We start from the raw sequence: 21300 nt of genomic DNA, 5'->3' as shown, positions 1-21300 counted from the left end.
AAGCAAAGGTGGAATCATGACCCAAACCATGTCCGCGGCGGCCGCGCGCAAGGCCTCAAAGAAAACACAACATGTTCGCTCAACCGGAGACTGGATCACGCTGATCCTGCTGATCGTGGCTGCTCTGCTGGTACTGTTCCCGCTGCTGGTCCTGACCGTCAACGCTTTCAAGACCTCCGCCGACTACAATGCCACCGGCCCGCTCTCCCTACCGAAGCACTTCACCATGGAAGGCATCGTTTCCTTCTGGACCACCACGAAGTTCCCGCTCAAATTCTGGAACAGCCTCGTCATCTCGCTGGTCGTGGCCGTGGCCGCTGTGGTGTTGTCCGTGCTCAACTCCTTCGCGCTGGGCATCGGCAAAGTCAAAGGCAACACATGGATCGTACTGGCCATCATGCTCGCCAACATGATGCCGCAGGAAGCGCTGCTCTATCCGCTGTATACCATGTTCAAGCAGGCGGGCCTGTACAACACCAAACTGGCGATCATCATCATCTTCACCATCATTCAGAGCGCCTACGGAACGTATCTGCTTTCCTCCGTGTACGGCACGTTCCCGCAGGCCATTCTGGAAGCGGCCGCAATCGATGGCGCCTCCAGATGGCAGATTCTACGAAAGGTGGTATTGCCCATCTCCTGGTCGACCATCAGTGTGTTGTTCGTGTTCTTCTTCGTGTGGACTTGGAATGAATACATGATTCCGATGGCCTTCCTCATGGGCGATGACGTGCAGACCATCCCGCTGGCACTTGCCACCCTGCAGGGGCAGCGTACAATGGAGGCGACCACATTGGCCTCGGCATCGCTGCTGAGCATCATCCCGACCATCATCTTCTTCATCATCTTCCAACGTAAGCTGTCGCAGGGCATTACCGCAGGCGCGGTCAAGTAAGGCGATGACTGCAGGAAACATAACTGGCGCACCATATGCGGAGGAGCTGCAATGCAGCTGATAACGGCATATGATGCGCCAACCCCTTCAAAGGAGCAATCATGACAGATCCGACCACTATCGGCTTCGGTTCCGCAGGCTTCGGGCATAATGCATTGGACGCATTGGCGCTCGCCGCGAACCACGGTCGCACCCGTTGCGTGAACGCGGAAAATCCGACCGGCGGCAAGGGCATGGCCGCGACGGCGGCCAGCAAACTTGGCCCTTCTCGCAAAGGCAGTCCGTGCATCCAGACCGTTCGCGCCGGCGATGCCGTAACGCTGATGGACGTCGACGGTCCTGGCGTGATTCGTCACATCTGGATGACCGTCACCGATCGGACGTCGCCGACAGGCCCGAATGTGCTGCGCAATCTCATCTTCGAATGCTATTGGGATGGTGAGGAGTCGCCGTCCGTGCAATGCCCGATCGGTGACTTTTTCTGCTGCGGCCACGCGCAGGCCTGCCGCATCAACTCCATCCCGGTCATGGTGGTGCCCAACCGTGGCTTCAACTGCTACTTCACCATGCCGTTCGAACATGCGCGTATCGTGTTGCGCAACGACCACAACGAGGACGTGCCGGCCTTCTTCTACCAGATCGACTACACGGAATACGACGAGCTGCCGGCCGATGCCATGCGCTTCCATGCACAGTGGCGTCGTGAGCGGGTTACGGAACTTGCACGCGATTATGTGGTGCTCGACGGCGTGCGCGGCCGTGGCGCCTATATCGGCACCTACCTGGCGCTCACCGCGCTCGAAAGCCGTTGGTGGGGCGAGGGCGAGTTCAAGATGTATATCGATGGCGACAGCCAATATCCGACCTGGTGCAGCACTGGTGCGGAAGACTATTTCGGCGGCGCATGGAGCTTCGCCGACTTCGATGACAACGGACATATGAGCGAACGGACGTTTACCGGGCCATATCTGGGGTTCCCGTTCTATTCGCAGCAACTCGCCGCGAATCGGGAAAGCGCCTACTGGGACATCAATACGCCGGTGACGCGCGGTCTATACCGTTGGCATATCCCCGATCCGATCTATTTCGATTCCGATTTGCGCGTTGAATGGCAGCAGATCGGCACTGAGGAGGCCGGCAATTTCGAACGGCAGGACGATGTCGCGTCAGTGGCCTACTGGTATCAGCTCGAGCCGCACACGCCATTCGAGCCGATCGGTGACCGGCATTTCCGCCAGCCGCGGTGAGGGCATCGCCTGATTCTTGGCATGATTCGTCGGTTGACTTGAGCGAAGGCCGCTGAGTATGACTCAGCGGCCTTCGTGCGGATAGTCTAGTCGAAACTCCGCTGAAGCGGGTGTTCGGTAGGCCCAATTCGGCTGACGGGCTGAAGCTGTGAGTGAATCGCATTGCGATGAACGTCGAACGATAGACTGGCATACTATAAAAACCTACGGGCGGATTCAACGGACAGTTGCAGGAGACCGACATGGCTGGCATCAAAGACGTAGCGGCTCGGGCCGGGGTGTCGATCAGCACGGTCTCGTATGTGATGAGTGGCAAGCGCTCCGTCAAGGAGGAGACAAGACTGAAAGTCTTGCGGGCCGCCCGCGAACTGGGCTATCGCACGAGTGGCCAGACTCGTGCCATACACGGCGGATGGACCAAGGTATTGGCGTTGAGCTCGCCGCTGCATGAGTATACGGATTACTCGAATTACGCGATTTTCTTCTTTGCGCTCGCCACCCGTGCCAAAAGGTACGGCTATGACATTCTGCTGCTGATGCACGAATATGGCGATCGGGAACTGACCCGCATCGCGCGGAGCGGCATGGTCGACGGCATCCTGTTGCTCGACGTGCTGATGACCGATTCGCGTGCCGAGGTGGCTGCCATGCTTGATGTGCCGGTGGTCTGCGTCGGATACCCTTCGAATTCCGAGGCGGTGTATTCCGTGGATCTTGATTTCGAGCGGATGGGGCGCGAGGCCATGGAAAAGGCTTCTGCATTGGGGCATACGCATGTACTGATTGTCGGCAACAGCGGATTCGCCTACGAAGATGGTTCGAACTACCTGATTCGCTTCCGCGATGCGGTCGTTAAACGGGGCGACGATCTGAATATGAAAGTGTCGTTCATGCCATCCACGGGCTATGGCATGGCTGATGTACGGTTGCTGCTGGATTCCGCATTCGCTCAAGATCCTGAAATCACGGCGATTGTGTGCCAGACCAATGCCACGCATGTCAACAACCTGTTGATTGCGCTGCATGAGCGTAATCTGGTAGTTCCGCAAGACATTTCGGTGATGGCTGCTTGCACGTACGGATTGCAGCAATTGCCGCAAGCGGTTGATGAGATGCCGATGGAGCCGAATGTGGTATGTTCTCGTGCGGTCGACACCATGATGGAGATTCTCGAGTATCGTCGTCATGACGTCGGTGCCGTTGAGCTGTTGCCGGGAAAATATGTTGCCCGCGGCACGATGGGGCCGTGCAACATCTTGTAGTCTCTCCCAATGTTTACGACAATATGATGACTTATCGAAAAAATGTCGAAACAAATTGAAAAGAAGGTGGAAATCTTTTAGTTTATGGGTAATGAGTCCCTCGAATATATTTCGAAACTCATTTCAGTAAAGGCGCTGAAAAGGAGAAACAATGAAGTCCACCCGTAAACTTGTCGCCGCCGGATTGGCAGTGGCGACCATGTTCGGAACACTGGGTCTTGCCGGCTGTGGCGGCGATGACGGCGCACAGGAGAGCAATCCGAAGACCATCAAAATCTGGCATTATGAAGAAGATAACGGGGCCCAAGGCAAAGCTTGGGCCAAGGCCATGGAAATCTTCGAAAAGAAAACCGGCGTCAAGGTCGAATTCGAAAAGAAGTCCTTCGAGCAGATTCGCCAGAATGCGGCCCAGATCCTTAATTCCGATGAAGCTCCGGATGTCATGGAGTACAACAAGGGCAACGCCACCGCCGGCCTGCTGGCCAGCCAGGGCCTGCTCACCAATCTGAACGATTACGTCAGCAAATACAAGTGGGATAAGAAAGTCAGCGGCACCCTGGCCGACACCGGCAAGTACGACGACAAGGGCGTTATGGGTTCCGGCGACTGGTATGGCATTACGAACTATGGCGAAGATGTCGTGATGTACTACAACAAGGACATGTTCGACAAGTACGGCATCGAGATTCCGAAAACCTTGGACGAGCTGAAGTCCGCCATGCAGAAGTTCGTGGATAACGGGGTGACCCCGCTCTCCGAAGGTGCCGCGGAATACCCGTTGCAACATTTGTGGTGGCAGTTGGTGCTGTCCAAGGCAAACGACAAGTTCGTCAAAGCCTATGAGATGTACGATGGCGACGTCGACTGGCAGGGCGAAGCGACCACCTACGCCACCCAGACCATCAAGGACTGGGTCGACAAGGGATACATTTCCAAGGATTGCACCGGCATCAAGGCCGAGGACGCCGGTCAGTCCTTCATGAATGGCACCTATCCGATGTTCTTCTCCGGCACTTGGTGGTTCGGCCGTTTCCAGAGCGACATGAAGAACGCCAACTGGACCTTCTCCACCTTCCCGAACACCGATAAGGTCGTGGGTTCTTCCGGCAACATCTGGGTCATTCCGGAGAATTCCAAGAAGAAGGATCTCGCCGCGCAGTTCATCGACATCACGCTGAGCGACGAAGTTCAGAATCTCATGGGCAATTCCGGCGGTCTGCCGATTGCCGCCGACCCGGACAAGATCACCGACGAAAAGACCAAGGAACTCATCACGTCCTTCAACAGCGTGCTTGAGAAGAACGCCCTCGGCTTCTACCCGGATTGGCCGACCTCCACCTTCTACGACGAGCTGAACTCCGCGTTGCAGGAGCTGGTCAACGGCACCGCCGACGTGAAGGATGTGCTTAAGCAACTGGAAAGCAACTACAACAAGGGTGTGGAAGCCGCAGGCGTCAAGTCCTAAGGCCTTCGGAAATCCGATAAATAACTGAATATCGTCGGTGCGCCGACCGGATGACGTCGGCGCACCGTTAACCCAACTGCATCGCCACCGGACATAGGGGTCCGGATCATTACCGGGATGCGAATCATGGGAAGTGATCTACGTTATGAACGCTCATGCAAAACACAACCGACCGCACGGCCAGCAACCGACCGCGCGCGAAAAGGAGATGTCCCGTATTCCGGGCAATCCGTCAAGCCGATTCTGGCTCTACCTGCTTCCCGGCTTCCTGATGCTGCTGTGGATCATCATCGTGCCGGCCATCTGGAACATCTATCTCAGCTTCACCAACTATCGAGGCATCAGACCGCCGAAATCCACAGGATTGACCAACTGGGCGAGACTGGTGAAGGATACCACGTTCTGGGTGTCGTTCCGTAACTCGATCTGGATGATCATCGCCATGGTGGTGATTCCGATTCTGATCGGTCTGATCCTTTCGTCGCTGGTGTTCGACGTGGTGCAGAAGAAATTCGGTCCGAAAACCGCTTCCGCCATGCGCGCCGTCTACTACTTCCCGCAGCTGCTGCCGATTGCGGTCGCGTCCCTGGTGATGGGTTGGATATTCCGGCCGGAGAATGGCGCGTTGAATGCATTGTTCAAAGCCATCGGTCTGGGCGGACTGCAGCATGATTGGCTCGGCAAACCGGATACGGCGCTGATCTTTCTGATGCTCATCATGATCTGGATTCAGATCGGCTACCCGCTGGTCATCTTCATGTCCGGCCTGCAACGCGTCGATCCGGAACTCTACGAGGCGGCGAGCCTCGACGGCGCCAACTGGTGGCAACGCTTTCTGGCCATCACCCTGCCGGCCATCAAGCCGGAGATCTTCGTGGTGGCGCTGACCTGCACCATTGCCGCACTCAAAGTGTTCGGACCCGTCTACATGCTGACCAAAGGCGGCCCGGGAACCAGCACCATCGTGCCGTCGTACTACTCCTACGTGCAGTTCTTCCAATCCCAGCAAGTCGGCTACGGTGCCGCGATCGCGACCGCACTGACCGTCGTCATCATCATCGTGGCCGTAATGTTCACGAACCTTCAGGAGAAGGTCGCGAAGGAAGACGAGGAGTGAGATCATGACTTCCGCAACCAACATTCCCGTGCATGTCAGGAAGAATCGCACCGCTGGAGATTGGGTGGTTCTCGCCCTGCTCATCATAGGCGGCCTGGTGATGCTCTTCCCGTTCATCGTGCTGTTGCTCAATGCGTTCAAGACCACCGCGGATTACAACTCGTCCGGTCCGCTGTCCTGGCCGCAGGAATTCAGCGCCGATGGCCTGATGAAGTTCTGGAATCGCGTCAACTATCCCGAGAAGCTGTGGAACAGCATCTGGACCTCCGGTCTGGTCGCCGTGCTTGCCGTGGTGCTGTCGATGTTCAACGCCTTCGCCCTCGGTATCGGCCGAGTCAAGGGCCGCCGCTGGATCGTGCTGCTCATCATGCTTGCCAACATGCTGCCGCAGGAAGCCATGCTGTACCCGCTGTACATCATGTTCAAGAAAATCGGCCTGTACAACTCGCCATGGGCGATTGTAATCATCTTCACCGTCATCCAGAGCGCGTTCGGCACATACCTGCTGTCATCGGTCTACGGTACGTTCCCCAAGTCGATTCTTGAGGCGGCGACCATCGACGGTGCCAGCCGCTGGACCATCTTCCGCAAGATCGTGTTCCCGATTTCCAAGCCGACGCTCAGCGTCATGCTTGTCTTCTTCTTCATCTGGACATGGAACGAGTACATGATTCCGATGGCGTTCCTGATCGACAATTCGACGCAGACCATCCCGATTGCCGTCAGCTCGCTGACCGGCGACCGTCTGATGGACGTGACGACGACCGCCGCCGCATCGCTCATCAGCATCGTGCCGACGCTCATCTTCTACCTGATCTTCCAGCGCACGCTGTCCCGCGGCATCACCGCAGGGGCCGTCAAGTAGCGGAAAATCGTAATTTCAGCAAATCAATCCCGGCTCCGAATCCTTCCTCATTTCCTTGTTCGGAGCCGGGAACCTATATCAGGAGTAGCGACAATGAAGTTCACCAATGGATACTGGATGATTCGAGACGGCGTCAACGCACTGTACGCGCGAGAGGCATATGAGCTGAACGTCGGCGAAGACAAGGAAAGTCTGAATGTGTTGGCTCCGACTTCCGTAGTCCACGGACGTTACGATACGTTGAATCTTCCCACATTCAACATCGATGTCACTGCCCCGGCGGAAGGTGTGATTCGTGTGGTCGCCGGTCACTGGCAGGGAGCGACCGATTATCCGGGATTCCCTTTGAACGCTGACGATGCAGGCGATCGGGATTATGTACGAACGGCGGCCGAAGGCGACGGTGACGGCGAAGTGGGCCAGGATGGCGCGAGCATTTCGCTCACGTCGGGTGGATTGACGGCAAAAGTGGTCAAAGGCTCCCCCTGGAATCTGACCTTTCTCGGCAGGGACGGCAAGGAGCTCACCCAGTCGTCGGGCAAGTCCTTGGGACGTTTCGCACTGAACGGCCTGTCCAACGTGACCGCCCAGCCGGTCGGTGAATTCGGTGTGACCATGGACGGCTCCGCATACGATGAATCCGACGTGTTCACGGCGATTCAGCTCCGTCTTGGAGTGGGAGAGAACGTCTATGGCTTTGGCGAACGGTTCGGTACATATGTGAAGAACGGCCAGACCATCGACATCTGGAACGAAGACGGCGGCACCGCCTCCGAACAGGGGTACAAGGACATTCCGTTCTACATGACCTCCAACGGATACGGTGTGCTGGTGAATAATCGCGGGCATGTGTCGTTCGAAGTCGGCTCCGAAAATACCGAGGCCGTACAGTTCTCGGTACCGGGGGAGACCATCGACTTCTGTGTGATCTACGGTCCGACGCCGAAGCAGATTCTCGACCGTTACACCGCACTGGTCGGACGCCCCGCCAATGTTCCCGCATGGAGCTATGGCCTGTGGTTGACCACCTCGTTCACCACCAAGTACGACGAGAAGACCATCAACTCCTTCATCGATGGCATGGCCGAGCGAGACATTCCGCTGAGCGCCTTCCACTATGACTGCTACTGGATGCGCGAATTCCATTGGACCGACTTCGAATGGGACAAGCGTTTCTTCGGTGACATCGAATCCACGCTCAAGCGGTTGCATGAGGATAAGGGCCTGCATATCTGCGCGTGGATCAACCCGTATATCGGTCAGCGCGGCTCCATGTTCAAGGAAGGTAAGGATAAGGGCTATCTGGTCAAGAAAGCCAACGGCGAGGTGTGGCAGACCGACTTCTGGCAGGCCGGCATGGGTCTGGTGGACTTCACCAATCCCGAGGCCCGTGATTGGTTCAAAGGCAAGGTCAAGGCGTTGCTGCGTCAAGGTGTGGACGCCATCAAGACCGATTTCGGCGAGCGAATCCCGCGCGATGTGGTCTGGTACGACGGCTCTCCGAAGTTGTCCATGCACAACTGGTACACCCAGCTGTACAACCAGGCGGTATTCGAAGCCATTGAGGAGACGTACGGCAAGGGTAAGGCGTGCCTGTTCGCCCGCTCCGCGACCGTCGGCGGCCAGCAGCAGCCGGTGCATTGGGGCGGCGACTGCGAATCGACGTTCAATGGCATGGCGCAGACCTTGCGTGCGGGTCTGTCGATCACCAGTTCCGGATTTGGCTTCTGGAGCCATGACATCGGCGGTTTCGAAGGAGCCCGTCCGGATCCGGCGGTCTACAAGCGCTGGGTGGCGTTCGGCCTGCTGGGATCGCACTCACGCATGCACGGATCAACCGTGTATCGTGTGCCGTGGTTGTTCGACGAGGAGGATGAGAAGAACGGTGTGGTGAATGCGCCCGGACAGACCGCCGTCGATGTGGCCCGCACGTTCACCAAGCTCAAGCTTTCGCTCATGCCGTATCTGTTCCAGACCGGCCTGCAGCCGCATCTGAACGGCACTCCGGTCATGCGCTCCATGTTCGTGGAGTTTCCGGACGATCCGACCTGTCGTACGCTCGACCGCCAATACATGTTCGGCCCGAACCTGTTGGTGGCTCCGGTGTTCACCTACTCCGGTGATGTGGAGTATTACCTGCCTGCTGGCGTGTGGACCAACTGGTTCACCGGCGAGAAGGTGGCTTCCGAGCATGGTGTGTGGCGCAATGAGCGGCATGGCTTCGACACCATTCCGTTGTGGGTGCGCGAGGGCAGCGTGCTGGTTACCAAGCCGGGGGCCAAGACTCCGGATTACGAATATGGCAAGGATGCGCTGGTCTCCGTGTTCCTCGATGGCACCGATGCTGCCGAGGCCGTGGTGACCGAGGTGGACGGTTCCTCCGTGGCGTTCTCGGCTCGAAAGACGGCCAATGGCGTGGAGGTTTCCAGCTCGGACGGCCGAGCGTTCACCGCACGTCTGGGATTCGGGGAGGTCGTGGCCGCTTCGGAAGGCAGGGTGATGCTGTCGTAGGACTGCCCGGTTCGGAACCGTCGTTTCCGAACCGGATGGGGCGAGGATCGAAACGCCACTGGGTTGTGCTCAGTGGCGTTTTGTGTTGAGTAGACGGGGTGTACTCGCAGCTTGCGGACTTTAATCCGGGTGTTTGGGGCCCTGATCTGCGAGTACCGCAGGGTTCTTCGCAAATCAGGACCTCTAACACGCGTGTTTGAGGTCCTGGTTGTTGAGCAGCGGTGCGGTTCTCGCTAATGAGGGCCTTACACAATCGTGAAGAGGGCAGGCGGTCGCGTTCCGTGCGTTCGGGGGGTGCGCAGATACGGGTTATTGGATGGAGGCGCTGGGCAACGAGTAATCAGGCTTTTCTCGCGGCGTGTTCGGGTCGCCGCTGACACGCTGGAACGCCCGCAGATAGAGCAGTGACTTAGCATAGGCCAGCCATGCGAAGCCGAGCAGGATGAATAGGAATCGCAGATACGGCGTGAATGCGAAGATCGCGCCCGCGGCCACGTCGATGGCGAGGATGCCGAGCGTGTATCCGAAACAGGCCCAAGGCATCATGAAGGAGTTGCGCAGCGTCTGCCGGAAGGTGTTCTCATAGCGAGCCTGAAGCGGATAGTAGTATTCGAAGGTCAGGAACGTGAGCACGCCGAAGATGATGAGGATCGGAAGCGTTATGTAGGCGGCGTTGGTGTCGAGCGCGTTCCAGAACACGATGGCGAACACGATGGCGGCAATCAGCACCACGAAGATGATGGAAGAGCCGATGCCGCGCTTGAATTCGCGTTTGAAGCGTCGGATGTATTCGCGGCCGAGGTTGATGTCGTCATTGTCGCTGAAGGCAAACACGGTGCTGTACAGTGCGGCTCGGGCCGGTCCGATGGTTACGATCGGGATGATGGAGATCAGGAAGAACAGGTTGAGGATGAAATACCGCAGGCAGAGCGAGACGAACTGCCATACGGGGCTATTGGGATTGTAGTGCATTGGACCTCCGTTTTCGTTGATATTCCAAGCATACTCGCCGTTGAACGCGCTGAATTGACAAGTTAGTAAGACGAATATACTATAGCTCCTAACAGCTTATTTATTAAGCAATAAATAAGAAGGTTACCAGATGGGACGGCATCAAGGAAGTGTTGCGTTCCTGAAGGAGCCATCGGATGCATCGCCGAACCAAAGGAGGAATGATGCAGTCGCAAGAGGGAATGGAGAGTGTGGTGACATCTGCTGATGGCAGTGGTTCAGGTGCTATGACGCTTTCCGATAAAAAAACACGGCGAGCCGTGCGCAAGGCCGAGAAGCTGAGCCAACAGCAAAGCGACAGGAAGCGCCATGGATTTAAGTTGTTCCTGTTGATTTCGCCATTTTTGATTCTGTCCGTGCTGTTCAGCTACCTCCCGCTGTTCGGCTGGGTTTACGCATTCTATGATTATCAGCCGCCGATTCCGCTGTCCCAGAGCGAATTCGTCGGTCTGCAATGGTTCAAGATGATGGTGCAGAACCCGGCGCAGCTTCAGACCATCGGCCAGGTGCTCATCAACACCTTCGCCATGTCCGGCCTGAACATCCTCACCTCGTTCTTCCCGTTGTTCTTCGCCATCGCATTGAACGAGATTCGCGCCAAGTGGTTCAGGAACCTTATCCAGACGCTGACCACGCTGCCGAACTTCATCTCCTGGGTTCTGGTCTACGCAGTGGCCTTCGCCATGTTCTCCACCACCGGCATGCTCAACGAGATGCTGCAGAACTTGCACATCATCAGCGAGCCGATTAAGTTCCTTGATTCCGATTCGCACACTTGGCTGAAGATGTTGCTGTGGGGCCTGTGGAAGGGCCTTGGTTGGGGCTCCATCATGTACCTCGCCGGCATCGCAGGCATTGACCCGGAACTGTATGAAGCCGCCCAGGTGGATGGTGCGAACCGCTTCCAGCAGATCGTCCACGTCACGATCCCGCAGTTGCTGCCGACCTACTTCGTGCTGTTGATGCTGTCGATCTCCAACTTCCTGAACAACGGCATGGATCAGTACTTCGTGTTCCAGAACGCCTTCAACACCAAGCACATCCAGGTCCTTGACCTGTACGTGTACAACGTCGGTATGGGCAACAACTCCCTGTCGTATGCAACCGCAATCTCCATGCTGAAGTCGCTGGTCAGCGTAGGCCTGCTGATTGTTGTGAACTGGCTGTCCAAGCGTACCCGTGGCGTATCGATCGTCTGATGAGGAAAGAGTAAGGAAGCAATCATGGCAAAGAAAATCAAGCAGGGTATCGCACCGGCTATGAGGCGCACCAAGGGTGAGGAAGTCTACAATGTCTTCAACATCCTGTTCTTCCTCGTGTTCGCATTCATCTGCGTCTACCCGTTCTACTACCTGATCATCAACTCGATTTCCAGCAACAACGCCTCCGCGGCAGGTCAGGTCAACTGGTGGCCGCAGGGCATCCATTGGGAGAACTACAAGCAGGTCTTCGCACTGAGCGGCCTGACCACCTCGGCCTTCATCTCCGTGGCTCGTACCGTCATCGGCACCGTGCTCACCGTGATCGCCAGCGCGTTCCTCGGCTTCATGTTCACCCAAGAGAAGATGTGGCACCGCAAGTTCTGGTACCGCTTCATCGTGATCACCATGTACTTCAACGCAGGCCTGATCCCGATGTTCATCACCATGAAGAACCTGCATCTGACCAACAACTTCTGGGTCTACATCCTGCCGGCCATCGTGCAGCCGTTCAACATCATCCTGGTGAAGACCTTCGTCGAGTCCATCCCCGCCTCCCTGCAGGAAGCGGCGGAAATGGACGGTGCCGGCACGCTGACGATCTTCTGGAAGATCGTGTTGCCGATGATGGCCCCGATTCTGGCGACCGTCGGCATCTTCTCCGCCGTCGGCCAGTGGAACTCCTTCCAGGACACCCTGATCTACATGACGGATTCCAAGCTCTACTCCCTGCAGTACGTGCTTTACACCTACATCAACCAAGCAAATGCACTGGCCGCTTCGGTGCGAGCGAGTGCAGGTAGTGCCATGAACGTAGCGGCTCTCGCAACGCAGCAGACGCCTACCTCGATCCGTATGACGGTTTCCGTAATCGTGGTGCTCCCGATTCTGTTCGTCTATCCGTTCTTCCAGCGCTTCTTCGTCAAGGGCATGATGCTCGGTGCTGTCAAGGGCTGATTCGTAACGGTTCGGTACTCCCTATAGCCATTGTGGGCCGGCGAGATCTGCCGGTCGGACCGGCCCCGCAATCTCAATTCCCATCCCTGCAAAATAAAAGGAAATAGAGAAAGGAAGGACGCAATGTCCCTCAAAAAGAAGGTAACCATTGCTGCGGCAGTGACGCTTGCAGCAATGATGTCGCTCTCCGCCTGCGGAGGGTCCGGCAGCACCACGGCCGCCGAAAAGGATGATAACTCCCTGATGACCGTTGAGGTCTTTGACGGTCTGGCGAACTATCAGGGCGAGCAGAAGGGCTGGTTCGCCAAGATCATCAAGGACAAGTTCAACATCAAGCTCAATATCGTGGCTCCGAACGTCGCAGGCGGCGGCAGCACCCTGTTCGATACCCGCGCGGCTGCGGGCAATCTGGGCGACATCGTGATCTACGGCTATGACACCGGTAAGGGCGCCAAGCTGGTTAAGTCCGGCCTGATCGAGGACATGACCCCGTACCTCAAGGGCATGAAGTACATCAACAAGTACAAGGATGCCACCGATTACGTCAACGAACAGATCGGTCAGAAGTCCGGTGTGTGGGGCGTTCCGGCATCCGTGGTCGACACCCTGACTCCCGACCAGCCGTCCGAAGGCCTCGAACCGACCTTCGGCCCGTACCTGCGTTGGGATCTGTACAAGGAAATCGGTTATCCGGAGATCGACACTCTCGAGGACCTCATCCCGGTACTCAAGCAGATGCAGGACAAGGCTCGCGAAGAGTCCGGCTCCGATGACATCTATGCCATGTCTCTGTTCAAGGACTGGGACGGCAACATGATGAACAACGCCAAGCAGCCGACCTGCTTCTACGGCTTTGACGAAGTCGGCTTCGTGCTGGCCAAGGGTGACGGCTCCGACTTCGAGTCCATCACCAAGGAAGGTGGCATCTACGAGCGCGTGATCAAGTTCTTCAATGCCGCCAACCGTGCCGGCATCGTCGATCCTGAATCCACTACCCAGAACTACGACACCATGAACTCCAAGTACAAGAACGGCAAGGTGCTCTTCTCCTTCTGGCCGTGGCTTGGACAGGCAGCCTACAACACCAACGCCAACAAGGCTGAGGGCAAGGGCTTCATGCTGGCTCCGCTCAAGGACATGAAGATCTTCTCATACGGCGCCGCTCCTCGTGGCGATAAGACCATGATTGCTCTGGGCTCCAAGGCCAAGAACAAGCAGCGCCTGGTCAAGTTCATCAACTGGCTGTACTCTCCGGAAGGCGTCTATGCTTCCTCCAACCAGACCGGTGGCTCCGCTGGCCCGAAGGGTCTGAACTGGGAGATCAAGGACGGCAAGCCGGTTCTGACCGAATTCGGTTCCGCGGTGCTTTCCGGCGAATCCAAGAACGTGCCGGAAGAGTGGGGCGGCGGCTCCTACTCCGACGGTATTTCCGCTCTGAACTTCACCACCGTGACCGTGAACGACATTGATCCGGATACCGGTTACACCTACAACCCGGTCATGTGGCCAAGCGAGATCGAGAAGGCCAACCAGAACCCGCTGAACAAGGATTGGCAGGAGCATATGGGTGCCTCCACCACCATGGAGTACCTGGAGAACAACGATATGCTGCTCGTCGGTGCTGGCTCCAGCTATGTCCAGCCGGAGGAGAACTCCCAGATCTCCACGTTGCGTGGCTCCATCAAGACCGAGATCGTCAACTCCTCTTGGAAGGCGTCCTTCGCCAGCTCCGAGTCCGAATGCGAGAAGATCTTCAGCGAGATGATCAAGACCGTCAACGGTCTGGACATCGATTCCGTGCTGAAGGTCGACATGAAGAACGCCAAGGATCAGGACAAGGCCCGTAAGAACATCCTGAAGGAGTATCAGAACAAGGAGAAGTCCTCCAGCTCCGATTCCTCCTCCGAGTGATGAGGCGTTAGTCCCCACCACGTAATCTAAATAACTGAAAGAGGCGGGGCGCCAGATGTGCTGAACCGGTATCTGGCGCCCCGCCTTTCTTTACATACCAACCCATCAATCCGACCGTTCATATGAACCGAGCGCTGTTACAACGCCGTATGACACCAAAGGAATCAAAGTTGATTTTCGAAAAGCACTCACGCATTGTTTTCGTAGGCGATTCCATCACGGACGCCGACCGCGACCGTACTGCTATCCCCGGAGGCTGGGGATATGGGCATGGGTATGTCAACACATTGCATAATCTTCTTACGGCCGTATATCCGGATAAGGCATTGTGCACCATCAACGAAGGCATCAACGGCAACGATATCGTCGACATGTCCGAACGCTGGCAGAGTGACGTCATCGACATGAATCCGGACTATGTGTCCATCATGATCGGCGTGAATGACGCCTGGCGTTATTTCGACGGTCCGCTGTGGCAGGCTCGCCTCAACACCGTGGAAACTTACGAGCGTATCTATGATGAGCTTATTGAACGCGTGAAACAGGATGCACCGAATCTTAAGGGGATCATCGTCATGCGTCCGTTCATGTTCGAGCCGAACCCACAGGATGCCATGCGCGCCAAGGTTGAGGAATTCGCGGCCGCGTCCAAGCGTGTGGCCGAACGTCATGGCGCGATTTTCGTCGATACGCAGGCGGCCGTGGACCATTGGCTCACCCAGTTGCACGGATGCTTGGCCAGCCAGGATCGTGTGCATCCGTACGAGCGTGGTGCGATGATCATCGCCCGCGCATGGTGTCAGGCCGTGGGCTTCGATTGGAACAGGACCACGTTCGATGATTGATCTGAGCACCGTCGAGGCGGTCATCGCCTCCGGGCCCTACGCCGACACCTGGGAGTCGTTGAGCCAGGCTCCGGCCCCGGCATGGTTCACCGATGCCAAATTCGGCATCTTCACGCACTGGGGTCTCTACAGCGTTCCCGAATACCGCAACGAATGGTATTCGCGCAACATGTACATCGAGGGCTACCCGGAATTCGAACACCACGTGAACACCTATGGTTCACAGAACAAGTTCGGCTATCGGGATTTCATTCCGATGTTCACCGCCGAACGGTTCGATGCGAACGAGTGGCTCGACCTGTTCGCCGCCGCAGGTGCGCGCTACTACTTCCCGGTCTCCGAGCATCATGACGGCTATCAGATGTACCGTAGCGAATTGTCGCATTGGAACACCTTCGAAACCGGTCCGCATCGCGACGTGCTGGGGGAGTTGCGTGACGCCACGCATGCCCACGGCCTGCATTTTGCCACGTCGAACCATCGCGCCGAGCACTGGTGGTTCATGGGCCATGGCAAGGACTTCGACTCCGATATCAAGGAGCCGTTGCAGAAGGGCGATTTCTATTGGCCGGCCATGCCCGAACCGAACGAATTCGACATTCACAGCACTCCCACGCCGACCGCCGAATATCTGGAGGACTGGCTGCTGCGCGTCTGCGAGATCATCGACGACTACCGGCCGGAACTGCTGTATTTCGATTGGTGGGTGCAACACGAATCGTTCAGACCCTACATGAGGAAGCTTGCCGCCTTCTACTACAATCGTGGCGTCGAGTGGGGGCGGAACGTTTCGATCTGCTATAAGTACGACGGTCTCGCCTGGGGCGCGGGCATCGTCGACGTGGAACGCGGAGGTTTTGCCGATGCCACGCCGTTCGTCTGGCAGACGGATACCGCAATCGCCCGTAATTCGTGGTGCTACACGAACTCGCTGGAGTACAAGACGCTTGCCGAGCTGATCGTCGCGTTGGTCGACGCGGTATCGAAGAACGGTAATCTGCTGCTGAACGTAGGTCCTCGTGCGGACGGTTCGATCGCCGACCATGATCGTGAGCTGTTGCTCGGCATCGGCGATTGGTTGCGCACGAACGGTGAGGGCATCTACGGCACCCGACCATGGAGGCTCACGCAGGAAGGGCCTACGAAGCAGGCCGACGGCATGTTCGCCGATCAGAAGCCGACCGAATGGACCGCCGCGGATTGGCGATTCACTACGAAGAACGGCGCAATCTACGCATTCTGCCTGCATCCCAATGACATTGCGGATAGTTGTGAAACATCATGTGAAACACTTGCAATGTCGACGTTCGCCGCGTATCACGACGGCGTCAAACCGCCATTCAACGGCATCGTCGAATCGGTGGAACAGCTGGGGGCGGGACCGGTGCGCTTCAAACGCGGCGATGAGGCTCTGGAGATCTCACCGCTGCCAAGGGAACCCGATCAGCAAGGCCTGCCGATCGGATTCAAGATAACCGTCGGTTGACGAGAAGAACAACGTAGCGACCACTTTCAGCCAACCTCCCGCTGACGGGAGCGAAGAAAGAAGAAGACATGACCGTAATTACCGAAGCCAACAAGACCAAGGCCAGGGACCTGACCGCCAAACTCACGTTGGACGAAAAGATCGCCATCGTGCACGCCGCCGGCCTGTTCAGGAATGGCTGCGCCGAACGACTGGGCATCCCATCACTCAAGATGGACGACGGCCCGATGGGCGTGCGGGCAGAGCTGCATAACGACAACTGGGCGCCGCTGTACAACACCCGTGACTATGTGACCTACCTGCCGTCCGGTTCCGCCGTCGCCTCCACATGGAATCCCGATCTGGCCCGCGCGACCGGTGAGGTACTTGGCGAGGAAGCGCGCGGCCGCGGCAAGGACGTGATTCTCGGACCGTCCATCAATATCAAGCGTAGCCCGCTGTGCGGTCGCAATTTCGAGTACATGAGCGAGGATCCGGTACTGACCGCCACGCAGGGCGTGGCCTACATTCAGGGTGTGCAGGAATCCGACGTGGCCGCTTGCGCGAAGCATTACGCGGTCAACAGCCAGGAGACCGACCGGCTTGACGTTGACGAGACCGTAAGCGAGCGGGCATTGCGCGAGATCTACCTGCCGGCTTTCGAGGCGGCGGTGCACGATGGCGGCGTGCTCTCCGTCATGGGCGCCTACAATCTCGTCAACGGCACCAAATGCTGCGAACACAAGCAACTGCTTGACGACATTCTGCGTGACGAATACGGTTTCGACGGCTTCGTCGTCTCCGATTGGAGCGCGGTGCGTGACACCAAGGCCAGTGCCGAGGTCGGCATGGACGTTGAGATGTCGGTGACGCCGAACTTCGATGATTACTATTTCGCGAATCCGCTGAAGAAAGCCGTCGAGAACGGCGAGGTCAAGGAAAGCGACGTCGATGTGAAAGTCGAACGCGTGATCGCCGTCATGGATGCGTTGCACATGCTGGGCGACGCCCGTGCGACCCGCAAGCCGGGACGTTACGCCACCATCGACCATGCCGCGAAGGCATTGGAGATCGCCCGCGAATCCATCGTGCTGTTGAAGAATGACGAAAACCTGTTGCCGCTTGACGAGCGCGGTATGACCCGTCTGCTGGTGATCGGCGCGAACGCCGATCGCATTCACTCCAACGGCGGCGGTTCGGCCGTGATCAAGGCGCTGCATGAGATTTCGCCTCTGCTGGGGCTCAACGGCGAACTCGGCGGCAACGTCGACATCGAGTATGTGCTCGGCTATGACGCCAAGCAGGTGAATCAGGACGAATCCTGGCAGGAGGAAAGCCTCGAGAATTCCAAGGGTTCCGACGCCAAGGACGAGCTGCACGCACGCGAACTGCGCGAAGAGGCCGTGGCCAAGGCGCGCGAATACGCGGCTGCCGGTGATTCGGTGCTGTTCATCGGCGGTCTTGACCACGAGCATGATCTCGAAGGGCGCGACCGCACCGACATGCATCTGCCGTACGGTCAGGACGAGTTGATCGAAGCGTTGCTCGAAGCCGCTCCGAATACGATTCTCGCTTTCGTGGCCGGCTCCCCGATCGAGATGCCGTGGGCCGACAAGGCCAAGGCCATCGTGTGGAACTGGTATGCGGGTTGCGAATCCGGCGCCGCGCTGGCTGAGGTGCTGTTCGGTCGCGTAAATCCGAGCGGCCATCTGCCGGAGACCTTCCCGATCGCGCTGGCCGACGAACCTGCGCACAGGATCGGCACCTTCGGACTCGAAGGCCACGTCGACTATGCGGAAGACATCTATGTGGGCTACCGTTACTTCGACACCAGGCAGGTTCCGGTGCTCTTCCCGTTCGGACATGGCCTGAGCTACACCGACTTTGCATTCCGCGATCTTGACGTACGCCAGGTGGATGACGAGATCCGCGTCACCTTCACCGTCGAGAACATTGGGGATTGCGCCGGTAAGGCGGTCGCTCAGGTGTATCTCGGTCTTGAAGGCACCGGCGAGGACCGCCCGGCCAAGGAACTCAAGGGATTCGCCAAGGTCGAGCTGGACGCAGGGGAGTTCCGCGAAGTCACCGTGGCGATGCCTGCCGCTAAGGCGTTGCGTTACTGGTCCAACGAATCCGGAGCCTACGCTCTGGCGCCGGAGGCAAGCGTGTTCGTGGGAGAATCCGTGGAAGATATCCGTCTCTCCGGACGTGTCGCATAACGCTTATCTATAAACTTATAAATAAAGTAAAATGAAATAACGAACGTCTTTGGAGGATGGGTCGCGGACCGATCCTCCAAAGCGGAATCCCACTAATGCAAAGGAGCAATGTATGAAGTTCCTCAACGGCGGCTGGCTCGTCAAGGATGGCTTCAGCGTCAAGTATGCGGCAAACATCTACACCGCCAACATCGAGCCGAAGAAGCTCACTCTGTTCTGCCCGTTCGGTTCTCCGATCTACAACGCCGGCATGACCCTCGACGGCGGCATTCTGACCATCGAGGTGACGTCGCCTCGCGAAGACGTGATCACCACCAAGCTGATCAACTTCAAGAAGGATCGCAGCAACTGCCCGAAGTTCGGCTTGAACGAAACCGATCCGGATGTCGAAATCGACGAAACCGACGACAAGTGGACCTTCACCTCCGGCCGTCTGACACTCGAGATCGCCAAGGGCGAGACCATCGACTTCAAGTACCTGTACGACGGCAAGGTCATCGCGCATTCCGGCTGGCGTGCCAAGGGCCTCGTCACCGACCCGGAAGGCCAGTTGCACGTCTCCGAACAGCTCGACCTCGGTGTGGGCGAGAAGATCTACGGCCTTGGCGAACGCTTCACCAACTTCATCAAGAACGGCCAGACCGTCGACATCTGGAACGAGGACGGCGGCACCGGCACCGAGCAGGCCTACAAGAACATCCCGTTCTACCTGTCCAACAGGAAGTACGGCCTGTTCGTCGACAATCCGGGCAAGGTCAGCTTCGAAGTCGGCTCCGAAAAGGTCTCCCGCGTGCAGTTCTCCGTGCCGGGCGAGGAAATGAGCTACTCCGTCGTCGGCGGTGAGAATCTCAAGGCGATTCTCAACACCTACACCGACCTGACCGGCAAGGCCCCGCTGGTTCCGGACTGGAGCTACGGCCTGTGGCTGTCCACCTCCTTCACCACCGACTACGATGAGAAGACCGTGCTTGAGTTCGTCGACGGCATGGCCGAGCGCAACATCCCGCTGTCCGTGTTCCACTTCGACTGCCGTTGGATGAAGGAACTCGAATGGTGCAACTTCGACTGGGACAAGTCCAAGTTCCCGGATCCGGAAGGTCTGCTCAAGAAGCTGCATGATCGCGGCCTGAAGATCTGCGTGTGGATCAACTCCTACATCGGCCAGAAGTCCCCGCTGTTCGAGGAAGGCGCCAAGAACGGCTACTTCATCAAGAACGAAGACGGCTCCGTGTGGCAGTGGGACAGGTGGCAGGCCGGCATGGCCATCGTCGACTTCACCAACCCGGAGGCCACCAAGTGGTATCAGGGCTACCTGAAGAAGCTCGTGGCCATGGGCGTCGACTGCTTCAAGACCGATTTCGGTGAGCGCATCCCGACCGAAGGCGTCAAGTATTATGACGGTTCCGATCCGGAGCTGATGCATAACTACTACACCTACCTGTACAACAAGGCCGTCTACGATGTGCTCGTCGAGACCAAGGGCGCCGATGAGGCCATTCTGTTCGCCCGCTCCGCAACCGTGGGCGGCCAGCAGTTCCCGGTGCACTGGGGCGGCGACTGCTCCTCCAACTACCCGTCCATGGCGGAATCCCTGCGTGCCGGCCTGAGCTTCGGCATGTCCGGCTTCGGCTACTGGAGCCACGATATCGCCGGTTTCGAGGACCAGGCGAGCCCGGACCTGTACAAGCGTTGGACGCAGTTCGGCCTGCTCAGCTCCCACTCCCGTTACCACGGCTCCACCGCCTACAAGGTGCCGTGGCTGTACGGTGACGAGGCCGTCGATGTGGCCCGCGAGTTCACCGAGCTCAAGCTGCAGCTCAAGCCGTATCTGCTCAAGATGGCTCAGGAGACGCACGAGACCGGCGTTCCGATGATGCGTGCCATGGTGCTCGAATTCCCGGATGACCCGACCTGCGAGGATATCGACACCCAGTACATGCTGGGCGACGACCTGCTGGTCGCCCCAGTGTTCCGCGAGGATGGCGTGGCCCGCTTCTACGTGCCGGACGACGGCACCGGCCAGGCGTGGACCAACATCATCACCGACACCGCATACGAGCCGGGCAAGTGGTACACCGAGCAGTACGACTACCATACCCTGCCGGTGTTGGCACGTCCGGGCACCGATCCGTTGCACGTGTGATCGCATACGCCGTGCATGCCGTAAATGAATGACAAGAGCGTGCGGACAAAAGGTGTGTCCGCACGCTCTTGATGCATTGTGTTAGATGCGTGGCCTACGAACTCCTCGCCATCCAACCCACGTTGACACAACAGTGTCGATGAAAGTGTACCAACCAGCTGTCGAAGAGGCCTGTGCTCCGGTGTTTG

The 21300-nt window shown here is 57.7% G+C and carries 15 protein-coding genes; 14 read left to right on the top strand and 1 reads right to left on the bottom strand.

What is annotated here, in order from left to right:
• The first annotated feature begins 16 nt into the window (after positions 1-16).
• From BBDE_RS10310 to yicI (BBDE_RS10280), 7 genes are all read left to right on the top strand, one after another.
• Positions 17-895 (top strand): carbohydrate ABC transporter permease, encoded by an 879-nt coding sequence (locus BBDE_RS10310; RefSeq protein ID WP_003838261.1) that lies wholly within the window; start codon positions 17-19, stop codon positions 893-895.
• Positions 896-996: 101 nt separating this feature from the next.
• Complete coding sequence (locus tag BBDE_RS10305) at positions 997-2142, top strand: glycoside hydrolase family 172 protein (RefSeq protein WP_012902582.1); 1146 nt, start codon at positions 997-999, stop codon at positions 2140-2142.
• A 242-nt stretch (positions 2143-2384) separates the two neighbouring features.
• Positions 2385-3404 (top strand): LacI family DNA-binding transcriptional regulator, encoded by a 1020-nt coding sequence (locus BBDE_RS10300; protein ID WP_012902581.1) that lies wholly within the window; start codon positions 2385-2387, stop codon positions 3402-3404.
• Between the two features lie 151 nt (positions 3405-3555).
• Complete coding sequence (locus BBDE_RS10295) at positions 3556-4869, top strand: ABC transporter substrate-binding protein (protein WP_003838270.1); 1314 nt, start codon at positions 3556-3558, stop codon at positions 4867-4869.
• 145 nt (positions 4870-5014) lie between these two features.
• Positions 5015-5986 (top strand): carbohydrate ABC transporter permease, encoded by a 972-nt coding sequence (locus BBDE_RS10290; protein ID WP_003838271.1) that lies wholly within the window; start codon positions 5015-5017, stop codon positions 5984-5986.
• A 4-nt stretch (positions 5987-5990) separates the two neighbouring features.
• Complete coding sequence (locus tag BBDE_RS10285; RefSeq protein ID WP_003838273.1) at positions 5991-6851, top strand: carbohydrate ABC transporter permease; 861 nt, start codon at positions 5991-5993, stop codon at positions 6849-6851.
• A 93-nt stretch (positions 6852-6944) separates the two neighbouring features.
• The gene (yicI, locus tag BBDE_RS10280) at positions 6945-9362 is read left to right on the top strand and encodes an alpha-xylosidase (protein WP_003838274.1); all 2418 of its coding nucleotides are present in this window, start codon (positions 6945-6947) and stop codon (positions 9360-9362) included.
• Positions 9363-9671: 309 nt separating this feature from the next.
• On the opposite strand, the gene BBDE_RS10275 is transcribed toward yicI (BBDE_RS10280), so the two are convergent.
• Positions 9672-10334, bottom strand: coding sequence for a YesL family protein (locus BBDE_RS10275; protein WP_003838275.1), 663 nt, complete (start codon positions 10332-10334; stop codon positions 9672-9674).
• A gap of 200 nt (positions 10335-10534) precedes the next feature.
• Between BBDE_RS10275 and BBDE_RS10270 the strand changes: the two genes are divergently transcribed.
• From BBDE_RS10270 to yicI (BBDE_RS10240), 7 genes are all read left to right on the top strand, one after another.
• On the top strand, positions 10535-11572 hold the full coding sequence (locus BBDE_RS10270) for an ABC transporter permease (protein ID WP_003838277.1): 1038 nt from the start codon (positions 10535-10537) through the stop codon (positions 11570-11572).
• A 24-nt stretch (positions 11573-11596) separates the two neighbouring features.
• Complete coding sequence (locus BBDE_RS10265; RefSeq protein ID WP_003838278.1) at positions 11597-12529, top strand: carbohydrate ABC transporter permease; 933 nt, start codon at positions 11597-11599, stop codon at positions 12527-12529.
• A gap of 123 nt (positions 12530-12652) precedes the next feature.
• Positions 12653-14440 (top strand): type 2 periplasmic-binding domain-containing protein, encoded by a 1788-nt coding sequence (locus tag BBDE_RS10260; RefSeq protein ID WP_012902578.1) that lies wholly within the window; start codon positions 12653-12655, stop codon positions 14438-14440.
• Between the two features lie 170 nt (positions 14441-14610).
• Complete coding sequence (locus BBDE_RS10255; RefSeq protein WP_003843733.1) at positions 14611-15285, top strand: SGNH/GDSL hydrolase family protein; 675 nt, start codon at positions 14611-14613, stop codon at positions 15283-15285.
• Positions 15278-16771 carry an alpha-L-fucosidase gene (locus tag BBDE_RS10250; protein ID WP_003838282.1) on the top strand — a complete coding sequence of 498 codons (1494 nt, stop codon included), beginning with the start codon at positions 15278-15280 and terminating at the stop codon, positions 16769-16771. Before BBDE_RS10255 ends, BBDE_RS10250 begins: the two co-directional genes overlap by 8 nt.
• A gap of 68 nt (positions 16772-16839) precedes the next feature.
• On the top strand, positions 16840-18969 hold the full coding sequence (locus tag BBDE_RS10245) for a beta-glucosidase family protein (RefSeq protein WP_003838283.1): 2130 nt from the start codon (positions 16840-16842) through the stop codon (positions 18967-18969).
• A 112-nt stretch (positions 18970-19081) separates the two neighbouring features.
• Positions 19082-21112: an alpha-xylosidase gene (yicI, locus tag BBDE_RS10240; protein WP_003838285.1), complete on the top strand. Its 2031-nt coding sequence runs from the start codon at positions 19082-19084 to the stop codon at positions 21110-21112.
• Positions 21113-21300 lie beyond the last annotated feature (188 nt).

This window comes from Bifidobacterium dentium JCM 1195 = DSM 20436, from assembly GCF_001042595.1.
Classification (GTDB): Bacteria; Actinomycetota; Actinomycetes; order Actinomycetales; family Bifidobacteriaceae; genus Bifidobacterium; species Bifidobacterium dentium.
Note: the sequence above shows the minus strand (reverse complement) of the source record. Positions and strands in the feature narration are given on the sequence as shown.